The organism is Streptomyces sp. KMM 9044, from assembly GCF_024701375.2.
GTDB lineage: Bacteria > Actinomycetota > Actinomycetes > Streptomycetales > Streptomycetaceae > Streptomyces.
The window spans coordinates 161,453-175,422 of record NZ_CP113910.1; the positions used below are offsets into that span (position 1 = coordinate 161,453).

General features: G+C 71.2%; 10 protein-coding genes and 3 pseudogenes. 6 read left to right on the forward strand and 7 right to left on the reverse strand.

Going from position 1 to position 13,970, the window contains the following annotated elements; translation table 11 throughout:
- Nucleotides 1–46: 46 nt before the first annotated feature.
- From HUV60_RS00765 to HUV60_RS00775, 3 genes are read right to left on the reverse strand one after another with little or no spacing between them, the layout of a single operon-like run.
- Nucleotides 47–2,125 (reverse strand): iron ABC transporter permease, encoded by a 2,079-nt coding sequence (locus HUV60_RS00765; protein WP_257852939.1) that lies wholly within the window; start codon nt 2,123–2,125, stop codon nt 47–49.
- A 4-nt stretch (nt 2,126–2,129) separates the two neighbouring features.
- Nucleotides 2,130–3,107, reverse strand: coding sequence for an ABC transporter substrate-binding protein (locus tag HUV60_RS00770; RefSeq protein ID WP_257852938.1), 978 nt, complete (start codon nt 3,105–3,107; stop codon nt 2,130–2,132).
- A complete protein-coding gene (locus HUV60_RS00775) occupies nt 3,104–3,958 on the reverse strand; it encodes an ABC transporter ATP-binding protein (protein ID WP_257852936.1) in 855 nt (284 codons plus the stop codon). Before HUV60_RS00775 ends, HUV60_RS00770 begins: the two co-directional genes overlap by 4 nt.
- Nucleotides 3,959–4,213: 255 nt before the next feature.
- On the opposite strand from HUV60_RS00775, the gene HUV60_RS00780 reads away from it, so the two are divergent.
- Complete coding sequence (locus HUV60_RS00780) at nt 4,214–4,705, forward strand: DUF5949 family protein (RefSeq protein ID WP_257852934.1); 492 nt, start codon at nt 4,214–4,216, stop codon at nt 4,703–4,705.
- Nucleotides 4,706–4,732: 27 nt separating this feature from the next.
- Here HUV60_RS00780 and HUV60_RS00785 read toward each other — a convergent pair whose 3' ends face one another.
- On the reverse strand, nt 4,733–4,957 hold the full coding sequence (locus HUV60_RS00785) for a hypothetical protein (RefSeq protein ID WP_257852932.1): 225 nt from the start codon (nt 4,955–4,957) through the stop codon (nt 4,733–4,735).
- A gap of 298 nt (nt 4,958–5,255) precedes the next feature.
- On the opposite strand from HUV60_RS00785, the pseudogene HUV60_RS00790 reads away from it, so the two are divergent.
- Nucleotides 5,256–5,722, forward strand: a pseudogene (locus HUV60_RS00790) (carboxymuconolactone decarboxylase family protein).
- 460 nt (nt 5,723–6,182) lie between these two features.
- On the opposite strand, the gene msrA reads toward HUV60_RS00790, so the two are convergent.
- Complete coding sequence (gene msrA / locus HUV60_RS00795) at nt 6,183–6,695, reverse strand: peptide-methionine (S)-S-oxide reductase MsrA (RefSeq protein ID WP_257852931.1); 513 nt, start codon at nt 6,693–6,695, stop codon at nt 6,183–6,185.
- Nucleotides 6,696–6,878: 183 nt separating this feature from the next.
- Here msrA and HUV60_RS00800 point away from each other — a divergent pair.
- Together HUV60_RS00800 and HUV60_RS00810 are read left to right on the forward strand one after the other, a co-directional pair.
- Nucleotides 6,879–7,313 (forward strand): annotated as a pseudogene (locus tag HUV60_RS00800) (helix-turn-helix transcriptional regulator); the annotation flags it as partial.
- Between the two features lie 475 nt (nt 7,314–7,788).
- Entirely contained in the window at nt 7,789–10,188 is a 2,400-nt protein-coding gene (locus HUV60_RS00810) for an excinuclease ABC subunit UvrA (protein ID WP_257852929.1), read from the forward strand.
- A gap of 99 nt (nt 10,189–10,287) precedes the next feature.
- On the opposite strand, the gene HUV60_RS00815 is transcribed toward HUV60_RS00810, so the two are convergent.
- A complete protein-coding gene (locus HUV60_RS00815; RefSeq protein ID WP_257852927.1) occupies nt 10,288–10,740 on the reverse strand; it encodes an ATP-binding protein in 453 nt (150 codons plus the stop codon).
- Between the two features lie 831 nt (nt 10,741–11,571).
- On the opposite strand from HUV60_RS00815, the pseudogene HUV60_RS00825 reads away from it, so the two are divergent.
- Nucleotides 11,572–11,751 (forward strand): annotated as a pseudogene (locus tag HUV60_RS00825) (trypsin-like serine protease); the annotation flags it as partial.
- A 290-nt stretch (nt 11,752–12,041) separates the two neighbouring features.
- Here HUV60_RS00825 and HUV60_RS00830 read toward each other — a convergent pair.
- A complete protein-coding gene (locus HUV60_RS00830) occupies nt 12,042–12,638 on the reverse strand; it encodes a snapalysin family zinc-dependent metalloprotease (protein WP_257852926.1) in 597 nt (198 codons plus the stop codon).
- A 274-nt stretch (nt 12,639–12,912) separates the two neighbouring features.
- Between HUV60_RS00830 and mgrA the strand changes: the two genes are divergently transcribed.
- Entirely contained in the window at nt 12,913–13,956 is a 1,044-nt protein-coding gene (gene mgrA / locus HUV60_RS00835) for an L-glyceraldehyde 3-phosphate reductase (RefSeq protein WP_257852925.1), read from the forward strand.
- The last annotated feature ends 14 nt before the right edge of the window (nt 13,957–13,970 follow it).

The following is a 13,970-nucleotide window of genomic DNA, read 5'->3' on the forward strand; positions in this document are numbered from 1 at the left end:
CCGCCGGTCACCCAAGTGCCCGGCGGCACCCCCGCTTCCTCTTCCGCTACCGCCGGCTGCGCACGAGCACGTACAGGAAGTACGGCGTGCCGATGACGGCCGTCATGAGACCGGCGCCCAGTTGGGCCGGTGCGATCACGGTGCGGCCCAGCAGGTCGGCGGTGCAGACCAGTACGGCACCGAGCAGCACCGCGACCGGAAGGACGCGGGTGTGCCGGCGTCCGACGAGGGCCCGTGCCGCGTGCGGGGCGACCAGACCCACGAACCCGATGGTGCCCGCGGCGGCCACCGCGGTCGCGGTGAGCAGGACGCTGACGACGAGGAAACCCAGCCGGCCGCGCGCCAGCCGGAGTCCGAGAAGCCGCGGGGTGTCCTCGTCGAGCGAGACCAGGTCGAGCTCCCGGTACCGCACGGCCGCCACCGCGAGGCCGGCGACGAGGACGGCGGCCAGCGGCAGGACGTCGGGGAGGGTCCGGCCGTAGGTCGAACCCGACAGCCAGGTAAGGGCCTTCGTGGCGTTGAACGGGTCGGTGAGCACGATCAGCAGACTGGTCAGGGCCGTCGTCCCGGCCGCCGCACCGACGCCGACGAGCACCAGCCGGTTCTGCTGGAAGCCCCCGCGCGCCGCGAGCCCGAAGACGACGACGGCGGTGACGGAGGCTCCCGCGAACGCCGCACCGGCGACGCTCCACGCCCCGGCGACGGGCACGGTCGTCACGAGGATCACCGCGCCGAGCGCGCCGCCGCCCGAGACGCCCAGGACCGCGGGCTCCGCGAGCGGATTGCGGGTGACGGCCTGCACCAGAGTGCCGGCGAGCGCCAGGGCCGCCCCCGCGAGAAGCGCAGCGAGGACGCGCGGAACCCGGGTGTCGAGGACGAAGGAGATGGTCCGGCCGGCCCGGCCCTGCATCCAGTTGAACACGTCGCCCAGCAGGAGCACGCTGTCGCCGACGAGTGTCGCGGCGATCGTCAGACCGGCCAGGGCGACGGTCAGAACGACGAGCCAGGCCACGAAGACGGCGCGGCTGCGGATCCGCAGTCTGTCCGGCGCGGGTGAGCCCGCGGTGTCACGGAGCCGGGCCGCCATGACGACCAGGAACACCGCGCCGACGAGGCTGGTGACGACGCCGGTGGGTACCGCGACGGAGATGTCGGCGCTCACGAACGTACGCAGCAGCACGTCCGCCCCGAGGACCAGCGCCGCGCCGACCAGCCCGGCGACCGGCACGCCCGCACGCAGCCGGTGGATACCGCGGAACCAGCGCGCCAAAGGGCGGACCAGGGCGGGGGCGCACAGGCCGACGAACCCGATGGGCCCGGCGAGGGTGACGGCCGCCGCGGAGAGCAGCGTCGCCAGGACCACCGCGGTGACACGGGTCGCGCGCACCGGGACGCCCAGCCCACGGGCCGTGTCGTCGCCGAGGGCGAGAGCGTCGACCCGGCGGGCGACGAGCAGCAGGCCGACCAGGCCGACGGCCGCGACGGGCAGCATCTGGAGCACGCCGTCGAAGCCGTTCTGGGCGATGCTGCCCTGGTTCCACTGGTACAGGCCCTCGGTCTGCTCCGGGAACAGCAGCAGAAGGCCCCCGGTGACGGCCGTGAGGCCGAGGGCGAGCGCGGTGCCGGCGAGGACCAGCCGTACCGTTCCGGACCCGAGCCCGGACAGCCCGAGGACGACGGCCGCCGCCATGAGACCGCCGGCGAAGGCGACTCCGGAGGAGGCGAGCAGGGGCAGCGGGACACCGGCGACGGCGACGACGCTGAGGGCGAGGTAGGAGCCCGCGTTGACGGCGAGGGTGTCCGGGGAGGCCAGGACGTTGCGGCTGACGGCCTGCAGGGCGAGGCCGGCCATGCCGAGCGCGGCGCCCACCAGCAGCCCGGCGGCCATCCGGGGCAGCCGTGAGGCGATGATGACGGACGCGTCGTCCGGATCGGCGCGGCCGGTGAGCGCCTTGAGGACCTCGGCCGGGCCGACGGCCGCCGTGCCCTGGGTGATGTCGACGACGGCGAGCACGGCGACCAGGAGCACGAGTGCCCCGGTCACCACGGCCGCGCCCGTCCGGGACACGGCCGGGGCCGGCACCGTCTTCGGACGGACGGGACCGGGCGTGGCGGTGACGGCCATCGCGCTACTTCGTCAGCGCCTCGACGACGGCGTCGGTGTACGCCCCCATCGAGCCGGGACCGCCGAACATCCAGATTCCGTCGGGCAGCCGGTGGACGTCACCGGCCTTGACGAACGGCAGGGACTTCCACACGGAGTTCTTGGCGAGCTGGTTGCCGAACGGGTCGCTGTTGGCGTCCCCGTCGCTGCCGATGTACGCGAACTGCACGTCCTTGCCCAGATCGGTCAGTCCCTCGACGTCGGTGGCGGCCAGGCCGTAGGCCTTGTCGCCCTCCATCTTCCAGGCGCTCTCCAGGCCGAGCCGCTCGTTGACCGCACCGATGAGGGAGCCGGAGGTGTACGGGCGTACGGAGACCTGGTTGGAGGTGACGTAGCCGTCGGCGAAGGCGATCTCGGAACCGTCCAGACCAGCATCGGCCAGGACCTTCTTGCCCTCGGCGAGCTTCGCGTCGAAGTCCTTCTTCAGCGTGGCGGCCTGCTCGGTGGTGCCGGTGGCCTTCGCGACGAGGTCGACGTTCTCGAGTATCTGGCCTATCTGGTCGGAGGCGTCGGCGGACGTGACCGTAAGGACGGGGGCGACCTCGCGCAGTTGCTTGATGGCATTGGGCTGCAGGTCGCTGGTGGCGACGATGAGATCGGGCTTCAGCGAAGCGATGGTGTCCATGCTGGGCTCGCCGCGGGTGCCGATGTCCTTGGGCTCGTTGGTCAGCGGGACAGCGGTGTTCCAGGTCTTGTAGCCCTTGACGTCCGCGACCCCGGCCGGTTCGACGCCGAGCGAGATCAGGGTCTCGACGACGTTCCACTCGGTGCCGACGACGTTCCTGGCGGGGCCGTCGAGTTCGACCTTGGTGCCGGAGGCGTCGGTCAGGGTGATGGTCTCGGTGGACTCCTTCGACTCGGTGGCGGCGGGTTCGGTGGTTCCGCAGGCGGTGAGCAGGAGGGCCGTGGCGGCCATGGGCGCGGTAAGCAGGAGTCGTCTCATGAGAGGGTGCTGAGCCTTTCGGTGCGGGTGTGGTGGCGGCCGATCGCGCGGGTGCGCAGCCGGCCGGTGAGCGGGTCGGTGCCGACCTCGATCCGGATGCCGTAGACCTCGGTCAGGCGCTGCGGCGTCAGGACTTCCTCGGGCGTGCCCTCGGCAACGATGTGCCCCTCGGCGAGCAGCACGATCCGGTCGGCCACGGCCGCCGCCTGGTCGAGGTCGTGCAGGACGACGCCCACGGCGATGCCGTGGGCGTCCGCCAGATCGCGGATCAGGTCGAGGAGTTCGACCTGATAGCGCAGATCGAGGTAGGTGGTGGGTTCGTCGAGGAGGAGGACTCCGGTCTCCTGTGCCAGGCAGCCGGCCAGCCAGACGCGCTGGAGCTGTCCGCCGGAGAGGTGTTCGGCGCCCCGGTCGGCGAGTTCGGCGACGCCCGTCATGGTAAGGGCGCGGTCGACGGCGGCACGTCCGCCCGGGTCGGCGCCGCCCCAGCGGCCCCGGTGGGGGTAGCGGCCGAACTCGACGACGTCGCGCACACTCAGACCGCTGGGCGTGGACCGTCCCTGCAGCAACAGGGCCACGCGGCGGGAGAACTCACGAGGGCTGAGGGCCAGGCCGTCGGTGTCGGTGTCGATCGTGAGCGTGGCCCGTCGGGGCGACTGGAGCCGCGCCACGGTGCGCAACAGGGTCGACTTGCCACTGCCGTTGGGGCCGACCAGTACCGCCACTTCACCGGGCCGCAGGGTCAGCGCCGCGGCGTGGACGACGTCCACGCCGTCGTAAGCCACGGTCACATCGGTCGCCGCCAGTTCATGGCCGCGCAGGCCCGGGGACGCCTCTTCACCAGGTTTCACGCCGCAAGGTTAGCCTACCCTTAGTTTGCGTTATGCGCCGGTGACCTGCTTGCGGTCGTGATCGTGGTCCGGCGTGTCGCCATGTCGTCACGCCGGGAGCACCCCTCGGCCCGTCGGGCTTCGAACCCGGGAACCCCGAACCCGGCTCCCCCTGACCGCTGTTCATCCCTCGTACGTGTGGAGAGCGGCCGCTGATATCGTCCGGACGGGTGACGGCCGACCGGATGAGGGCCGTCGTGCCGATACGGTTTCGCGGTGTCCACGACCTCCACCTCAGCGCAGTCCTGGAACTCCGCCGACCTGGGTTCCGTCGTCGTCATGGCCTGGCGCAGGGAAACACCGGACGGCGGCATCCCCTTCCTTATCGCCTGTTCCCTGGGGGACGGGGCAAGCGGCCCGGACGTCACCGCGGACGCCGTACGGCACCTGCTGCGCGGGGCGGGCCTGTCTCCCCAGGGCCGCCTCGTCGACGCCACCGAGGAGGACGGCTCGTCCGGTGTCGTCGTCGTGCCAGGAGCGGCTGCGCTCACCATGCCGGGCTTCGACGCCCAGTTCGTCCCGCCGCCGAAGTGGGCCGACGCCGCCGGTGAACGCGGTTACGTGTATCTCGTCTTCACCACCCGGCCATGGCCGTCCGGCGCCGAGCCCGGCGACCTCGCCACCCTGGACGCGTTCACCTCCGACCAGGACACCCTGCGGTCCGCCGCCCACGTCCTGCTGCCCGCCCGCACCCTGCGCGACGGCTGACCGCGTGCGGCGGCGCACCGGACCGGATCAGAACAGGTGCTCCTGCTCGGCGGGCACGCCGCCACGCAAAGGACGGTGCGGGCCGGGACGCCGGACCGGCGGCTCCTCGCCGAACAGGGGCGCCGTGCCGTACTCGTCGGGCTCCGCCGGGACCACGACGGGTCCGGTGCCCACGTTCAGGCACAGCGGAGCGTCCCGGTCGAAATCTCCTGGCGTCATGTCCGTCCAGTCGCATTCCTGACGCTCGCTCACCGACGCTCCGCTCCCCGTCCGTGCTTTCTGTCCGGCTTCCCGGCCCTTCATTGCCCCCGTACCCGGGCCGGGTTTCAGCGGGTGCCCTCTCGTGAGGAGGCGTGATCCTGCACGCGGCCAGGCTATCGCCCGTTCGCCGCTTCCCGATCGTGCCTCCGCGGCTGCGCCCGTCCCGTCCGGGCCCTTTCCGGCAAGCGCACCCCACCAGGGAGACGTACGTCACACCCCGGTCCTGTCACATCCCGGCGGGCTGTCCCATCAGGAATACGGCACCACCATCGCGCCACGGGAGATCACCATGGACGCCCGTCTCAACTTCTTCGGCAACGCACTCGGCGCCAAGGTGCTGAAGCACATCAACTCGGCGGGCAAGGTGGCGTCCGACTCGGGCCTGCCGCACGCCACCCAGGAACTGGTGAAGATCCGCGCCAGCCAGATCAACGGCTGCGGCTTCTGCACCGACATGCACACCAAGGACGCCGCCCGCGCCGGTGAGACCGCCAGCGTCTCCACCACGTCGCCACCTGGCGCGAGGCCATCGTCTTCACCGAGGCCGAACGCGCCGCACTCGAACTCGCCGAACGGGGAACCCGTATCGCCGGCGGCGGCGTCACGGACGAGGCACGGGCCGTGGCGGCCAAGCACTACGACGAGGACCAGCTCGTCGCCCTCATTTCCCTCATCGCCGTCATCAACACCTACAACCGCATCAACGTCATCAACCGGCAGCCCGCCGGCGACTACCAGCCCGGCCAGTTCGGCTGACGGGCGCCTGCCCGCCCTCCCGGCCGAGGGCCCAGTGACCGGTACCGGCGGGACCGACCCTGCTGCTCAATTCGAGGGAGGGTCACGCACCGCATCCGAGAGGGGCCGGCCGGGGCGCCGGACCGCCTCCCCGCGAGACCCGTTCCCTGTGCCCCGCCGACAGGCCGGCATCACTTTCCGTAGTTGAGCAACAAAGTCGGGACCGACTCTGCTGCTCAATTCGGCGAGCGATCACGTGCCATGTTTTCAGGGCTCGGCCGCGCCCGGCCTGCCTGCATCTGCGACGCGCTCTGAAGGCCGTATCGGCACGGCGTCATCACGCCGGGTAATTGCGCAGCAGAGTCGGGACCCGCCCCAAAGCGGCGGTCGAGCCGGCCGGAGCCGGTCCGGGCACCGCTCTGGGCACCGGCTGAACGCCGGTGCTCCGGCCCGGAGCCCCGGCGCCGCGCACCTCGGCGACTCAGGCCTCCGCGCGCCGGGGCAGGCGCCAGCCGGGGCGTACGAAGTGGCAGGTGTAGCCGTCCGGATACCGCTGGAGGTAGTCCTGGTGCTCGGGCTCGGCCAGCCAGAACGGACCGGCCGGTGCGACCTCGGTGACCACGGGCCCCGGCCACAGACCCGACGCGTCGACATCGGCGATCGTCTCCTCGGCGACGCGCTTCTGCTCGTCGCCGAAGTAGAAGATGGCGGAGCGGTAGCTCAGCCCGATGTCGTTGCCCTGCCGGTTCCTGGTGCTCGGGTCGTGGATCTGGAAGAAGTACTCCAGGATCGTGCGGTAATCGGTGACCGCCGGGTCGTAGGTGATCTCGATCGACTCGGCGTGGGTACCGTGGTTGCGGTACGTGGCGTTGGGGACGTCGCCGCCGCTGTAGCCGACGCGTGTGCTCAGGACACCTGGGAACGTGCGGATCAGCTCCTCCATGCCCCAGAAACAGCCGCCCGCCAGCAGCGCCTTCTCCTCGGTCCTCGTCATCTCGTCTCGCCCTTCTGCCGCGTCCTTCGACGGACACGTCCGCCTCGCACTCATGGTCCCGTACGACCGCCGCCGTACGCGCACCGGTCTCAACCATGCCGGGCCCCCTGTTGTTCCGTCCACGCCCGCCCACTCCGGGGATTCCGCCCTGGCCGGACAGCGTTCGTGTGTACGATTTCGCACATGCCCGGTACACCCGCCCCGGCACAGCGGCTGCGCGATCTCGCGCGACGGCGCCGGGTCCGCGACCGGATCGACCGGAAGGACGCGCAGCCGCTGGACGTGGAGGCACCCGCTCGGGTCATGTGCATGTCGGCCGGGCATCTGAGCCGGGAGTTCCGGACCACGTACGGCGGGTCTCCGTACGGCTGCCTGATGACGCGGCGCATCGAGCGGGCCATGTCCCTGCTCCGCCGCGGCGACCCGAGTGTGACCGAGGTGTGTTTCGCGGTGGGTTCCTCGTCGCCGGGCACGTTCGGCGCGCGCTTCACCGAACTCGTCGACGTCCTTTTGAGCGCCTGCCGGCGCCTTGCAGCGGACACCGCGGAGGGAACGCCGGTGCGCGAGGCGAAGCGGGTGACCAGACCGGTCAGGAACCGAGAGGCTTCCGGAGCCGGGCCCTCTGGTGTGACACCCACGGACATCGCCGTTCAAGCGAGCTTCCTCCCACACGACGCCCCCCGGGCCTCCCCGGCCCTCCACCGCGACGCCCTCGGCTTCGAGGCCCGCAAGGACGTCGGGCACGGCGGCATGCGCCGGATCACCGTCGCTCCCGTCGGCCGGCCCGCCGCGTCCATCGTGCCGGCCCCGCCGGCCGCCGGTTCCGGTGTCACCGACGACGAGCGGCGGCGCATGGTCACCGGGATGACGGCCAAGGCGCCTACGTCGGCCTGCTGCTGTCCGAGACAACCTCGACGGTGTGTCCGCGGAGCCGCAGGGGCCGAGAGCGCCGAAGTCCGAGCGGCCGTACAGCGTGCGCGGCTGCGCCTTCCGTGACCCCTCGGGCAATCCGATCCGCGTCCAGGAAGTGCGCTGAGCCCGTCCCCAGACCACGGATCGAACCACGGAACCTACGAGAGGACTGAGCCCCGGCATGGCCACGAGAACGAAGACGCAACCGCCGGCACCGCACGGCGCCGACAGCCATGAACTGATCCGTGTGCACGGCGCGCGCGTGAACAATCTCAGGGACGTCAGCATAGAGATCCCCAAGCGCCGGCTGACCGTCTTCACCGGCGTCTCCGGCTCGGGCAAGAGCTCGCTGGTGTTCGACACGGTCGCGGCGGAGTCGCAGCGGCTGATCAACGAGACGTACAGCGCCTTCGTGCAGGGCTTCATGCCCACCCCGGCGCGGCCCGACGTCGACGTCCTCGAAGGGCTGACCACCGCGATCATCGTCGACCAGCAGCGGATGGGGTCCGACCCCCGCTCCACGGTCGGCACCGTCACCGACGCCCACGCGATGCTGCGTATCCTCTTCAGCCGGCTCGGCACTCCGCACATCGGCCCGCCCAGCGCGTTCTCCTTCAACACCGCCTCGGTCCGGGCGAGCGGGGCGATCACCGTCGAGCGTGGGGACAAGAAGGCGGTGAAGGCGACCTACGAGCGCACCGGCGGGATGTGTAGGCGCTGCGAGGGCCGGGGCAGCGTTTCCGACATCGACCTCAGCCAGCTCTACGACGACACCAAGTCCCTGTCCGAGGGCGCGTTCACCATCCCGGGCTGGAAGTCGGACAGCTTCTGGACCGTCCGGGTGTACGCCGGGTCGGGCTTCGTCGACCCGGACAAGCCGATTCGGGAGTTCACCGAGCAGGAGATGCAGGACTTCCTGTACCGGGAGCCGGTCAAGGTGAAGGTCGAGGGCGTCCATCTCACCTACGAGGGGCTGATCCCCAAGATCCAGAAGTCGTTCCTGTCGAAGGACAGGGAGTCGATGCAGCCGCACATCCGGGCCTTCGTGGAGCGGGCGGTCGCCTTCACCACCTGCCCCGAGTGCGACGGCACCCGGCTGAGCGAGGGGGCCAGGTCGTCGAAGATCAAGGGCGTCGGCATCGCCGACGCCTGCGCGATGGAGATCCGGGAGCTGGCCGAGTGGGCCCGCGGCCTGTCCGAGCCCTCGGTGGCGCCACTGCTCACCTCGCTGGGCGGCACCCTCGACTCCTTCGTGGAGATCGGGCTCGGATACCTCGCGCTGGAGCGGCCGTCGGGCACCCTGTCGGGCGGTGAGGCGCAGCGCGTCAAGATGATCCGCCATCTCGGTTCCCCGCTCACCGACATCACCTACGTCTTCGACGAACCCACCATCGGCCTGCACCCGCATGACATCCAGAGGATGAACGACCTGCTGCTGCGGCTGCGGGACAAGGGCAACACGGTACTGGTCGTGGAGCACAAGCCGGAGACGATCGCGATCGCCGACCATGTCGTCGACCTCGGCCCCGGCGCAGGTGCGGCGGGCGGCACCGTCTGCTTCGAGGGAACCGTCGAAGGGCTGCGGCGCGCCGGCACGGTCACGGGCCGCCACTTCGACGACCGGACGACGCTCAAGGAGTCGGTACGCAAGCCCTCCGGGGCGCTGGAGATCAGAGGGGCGACGACGCACAACCTGCGCGGCGTCGATGTCGACATCCCGCTCGGTGTGCTCACGGTCGTCACCGGTGTTGCCGGTTCCGGCAAGAGTTCGCTCGTGCACGGGTCGCTGGTCAAGCAGTCGGGGGCCGGCGACGAGGGTGTGGTGTCGGTGGACCAGGGCCCGATCCGCGGCTCACGGCGGAGCAACCCCGCGACGTACACGGGGCTGCACGAGCCGATCCGTAAGGCGTTCGCCAAGGCCAACGGCGTCAAACCGGCGCTTTTCAGCGCCAATTCAGAAGGCGCCTGCCCCACCTGCAACGGTGCCGGTGTCGTCTTCAGCGACCTGGCGATGATGGCCGGGGTGGCCGGCACCTGCGAGGACTGCGAGGGCAAGCGGTTCCAGGCGTCGGTGCTGGAGTACCGCCTCGGCGGCCGCGACATCAGCGAGGTGCTCGCGATGTCGGTGGCCGAGGCGGAGGAGTTCTTCGGTGCCGGTGAGACCCGTACTCCGGCGGCGCACCGGGTCCTCGGCCGACTCGCCGACGTGGGGCTCGGCTATCTCACCCTCGGCCAACCGCTGAACACGCTGTCCGGCGGCGAGCGGCAGCGGCTCAAGCTGGCCGTGCACATGGCGGAGAAGGGCGGCGTGTACGTCCTGGACGAGCCGACCACCGGCCTGCACCTCGCCGACGTCGAGCAGTTGCTGGGCCTGCTCGACCGGCTGGTCGACTCCGGCAAGTCGGTGGTCGTCGTCGAGCATCACCAGGCGGTCATGGCGCACGCCGACTGGATCATCGATCTCGGGCCGGGCGCCGGGCACGACGGCGGCAAGATCGTCTTCGAGGGCACACCCGCCGACCTGGTCGCCGCCCGCTCCACCCTCACCGCCGAGCACCTCGCATCCTACGTCGGTGCCTGAGCCCCGACTCGGGTCATCGGCCCGGACGCCGGGCTCCTGCCCGGCGTCCGGGCCGGGTGTCCGCCGCGCGGCACCCGTGCGTCGCCTTGGCGGGTGCCGTCACCGGCCACCGGTCTCCACGAGGGAGACCAGGGCCGTGATGCGTTTACCGGTCGGCTCGGGCTGCACGTCCACCCCCTGGGCGACGGCCAGCACGATCTCCAGGCCGTGCCGGCCCACTCGGTCCGGGTTCGCGCCCCCGGCCACGGGCAGCACGGTGCTGCCGTCCCGGACCATTACCTCGAGGGTGTCGCCGGCGATGCGCAGATCCAGTTGGACGGAGCCGGGTGCGTACTTGCGTGCGTTGGTGACCAGCTCGCTCACCACGAGCTGGGTGACCTCCACCGCGTAGCTCGACACGGTCAGTCCGTCCTCCGTCCGAACGCGTGTCAGGAACGCCTCGGCAAGCCGCCGGGCCTCCGCTATCCATGCGCCGTCGCCGTCCAGGGCGTAGGACGCTCGCCGCGGTGCGCCGGGCACCGGGGCCCCTTCGCCGACAGGAACTGGTTCCATCCAATCCGCCCTCACTCACCGATCACACGGCGCGACTACCCAAGATGCCCGGCCGCACTCCCCCGGGCCCACGATGGCGGGCCGGGCTGTCTCCTGCCTCCTCTGCCGGGGAATGCGCCAGGTGCCTCGACACCCTTCAGGCGCTCCCGACGGGGTGGCGAGCGCCTGGTGCCCGGGTGTCCGCCGGTTCGGCCGGTTCCGCCGGTTTCGGAGCGCGGCACTCGGCGGGCAGGCGGCGTCCCGCGGCCGCGGCGGTCACCGCCGCGTTCGCCCCCGGCCGCGGCGCGAAGGCCGTCGCCGTGGTCAGCCGGAACTTCGTCCGGGCCCACCGGTGCCTCGCCCATCCCCATGGAATGCCCAGGAACAGCGGCAGTCCGCTGATCAGGGTGAGCCGGGCAAGGGGAACCACGAGCCGTCGGCGACGAGTTTCATCGCGCGGCCCGAAGTCTGCCGGGTGACCGCAGAGGCCGTGGTGGCGGCGGCACTGAGTGCGTGCGGCCCGGGGAGCCCGAGTCGACTCGCAAAGGGGTGCCGTGGACGAGGAAAGCCCGGCGTGCGGGGCGGCGGAGTTTCGCCTGCCCCACGGCGCCGGGCCCGGACGGCGCGGGCCCCACAGCGGAAGGAGCCCCGCGCACCGGCCTCGGCGCACCCGAGGAGTTCCTCACCGGTGGCGCAGCCGCCCCACCCCCTCCAGGGCACGCCGGGCCGCACCGGCCGGCCGGGGGCGGTACCGGGCGTACCATGGCGCCCTCGTAGACGGACGGTTCCCAGGTTTTCAGCGAGTCGTTGTAGCGGGCCGGCCCGCCGCCCAGGTCGACCATGCGGATCCCGTTGACGAAGACGAGCGTCTGTGCCGAAGGCGGCGACTCGGGCGGCTCGTTCATCAGTGGTGACCCGGCGCGGGGCGTCACCTCCGGCGGCTGGGGCAACTGCTCCTCCGGCGGCCAGACCTGGTTCCAGCCGATCAACGAGATCCTGAGCCGCTACGTCCTGACCCTGCACACGGCGTGACCCGGCCCAACGTCCCGAGCGGCCCTCGATGCACGTAGCGCCAACGACGCAAGCCCCACCCCCGGACGATCCTTCGGGGGCGGGACTTGCAGTGGAGCGCTGGGCAGGCCTTGCACCTGCATTTCCCCGCAGGAAGCGGGGCGTCTTTCCTTGGACCACCAACGCACGGGAGGGCTCCGGAAGTTCCGGCGCCTTGACCTGCGTCAACCATAACCGCATTCGCCTCGGTAGTCACATCGGACAGGTGAGCAGCGTGCGGGGTGGTCCGGTGCGCACGGCGGGACTGCCGGTCAGTCCCTGATCAGCACGGCTCGAGGCACCGGCCCCGTCGGCCCTGTCCGTTCCGTCCGTTCCGGTGTGCCGGAGAGGGCACCCGCGAAGTTGTCCTCGACCTCCGCCTTCTCCGCCGTGTTCGGGTGACGATTGGTGCACGCGGTTCCCGCGCTGGAGCCGGACATCAGGCTGGAGCAGGGTCCTGGCTTACGGTCCGGCAGGCCCAGGATGTGACCGAACTCGTGGGCCGAGATGCGGATCGTGTCGTAGCCCTGGTTCACGGCCTGGCGCCCGATGTAGACAGTGCCGTTGCCCAGGGTGGTGGGCAGGGCGCGCGGCCAGCCGTTGTCCGCCAGGACCCGGATGTTGGCGCGCTGTCCGGACGCGGCCGGGCGGAGTTCCACGGCGTCGACGCTCTCGTTCCAGATCGCCGCGCCCCGGTCGACGGCGGACCTGAACTCCGCGGAGCCGCTCGCGTCGTAGGTGAGCAGGCGGGCGGCCGACGTCTGTTCGGGCGCGCCGGACGGGGCGGCCACGGCCTGGCCGCCCCACAGCAGGGGGGAGGAAAGCACCAGAACCGCGGCCAGGCTTCCGGTCAGCGTACGGATGTGCATGGTCGACCTCCTTGTGGGGGCAGGTTAGTCGTGCTCATGACACTCATTGCCTCCCTGCCCACCCGGCGAGGGCGGCAATCCGTCAATCGACCCGCGCCGGTCCCGCACGTTGGCCCCTGCTCCCCACCGGGCCCGTACCTGCTCCCTCGGTCCAGAAGCGGCATCGCTGAATTCCATGAAAAGGATCGGTTGGACTTCCGGATCCTGCGGGGGCACTGTGGGCAGGGTTCCCCAGCCCCTGGGACACCCCTGAATCGCACCCGGAGACCAGCCGATGAACCACGTGACCAACCCCGAGCGCTACGACGGCACCATGCGCTACCGGCGCACCGGGCGTTCAGGGCTCGACCTCCCCCTGCTGTCCCTGGGCTACTGGCACAACTTCGGCGACGACCGGGCCTTCGGGACCCAGCGTGAGATCGCGCTGCGCGCCTTCGACCTCGGCATCACCCACCACGACCTCGCGAACAACTACGGACCGCCCTACGGTGCCGCGGAGGTCAACTTCGGCCGACTGATGAAGCAGGACCTCGCCCCGTACCGGGACGAGCTGGTGATCTCCACCAAGGCCGGCTGGGACATGTGGCCGGGTCCCTACGGTCAGGGCGGCGGATCACGCAAGTACATGCTCGCCTCGCTGGACCAGTCGCTGGAGCGGATGGGCCTGGACTACGTGGACATCTTCTACTCCCACCGGCTCGACGCCACCACTCCCCTCGAGGAGACCATGGGCGCACTGGACACCGCGGTCCGCCAGGGCAAGGCGCTCTACGTCGGGATCTCCTCCTACGACGCCGAGCGCACCCGTGAGGCGGTCGCCATCCTCCGGGACCTCGGGACTCCGCTGCTGATCCACCAGCCCTCGTACAGCATGCTGAACCGCTGGATCGAGACCGAGGGGCTGCTGGACGTGGCCCAGGAGGAGGGCTTCGGGATCATCGGGTTCACGGCGTTGGCCCAAGGGCTGCTGACCGGACGCTATCTGGACGGTGTGCCACGGGATTCACGGGCGACGCAGGGGAAGTCGTTCGACACCGCGTGGCTGACGGACGACATGCTGCACCGGCTGCGCGCCCTCAACGACATCGCGGCCCACCGTGGGCAGACGCTGGCGCAGATGGCGCTGGCCTGGGCCCTGCGGGACCGGCGCGTCACCTCGCTGGTGATCGGCGCGTCCCGCACCGAGCAACTGGAGCAGAACGTCGCCGCGCTGAAGCGCCTCGACTTCAGCGGCGAGGAGCTGGCCGAGATCGACAAGTACGCCACCGACGGCGGCGTCGACCTGTGGCGCGAGGCCCGTCGCGGCAACCTGGGCTGAGCCGCGGGGTGTGC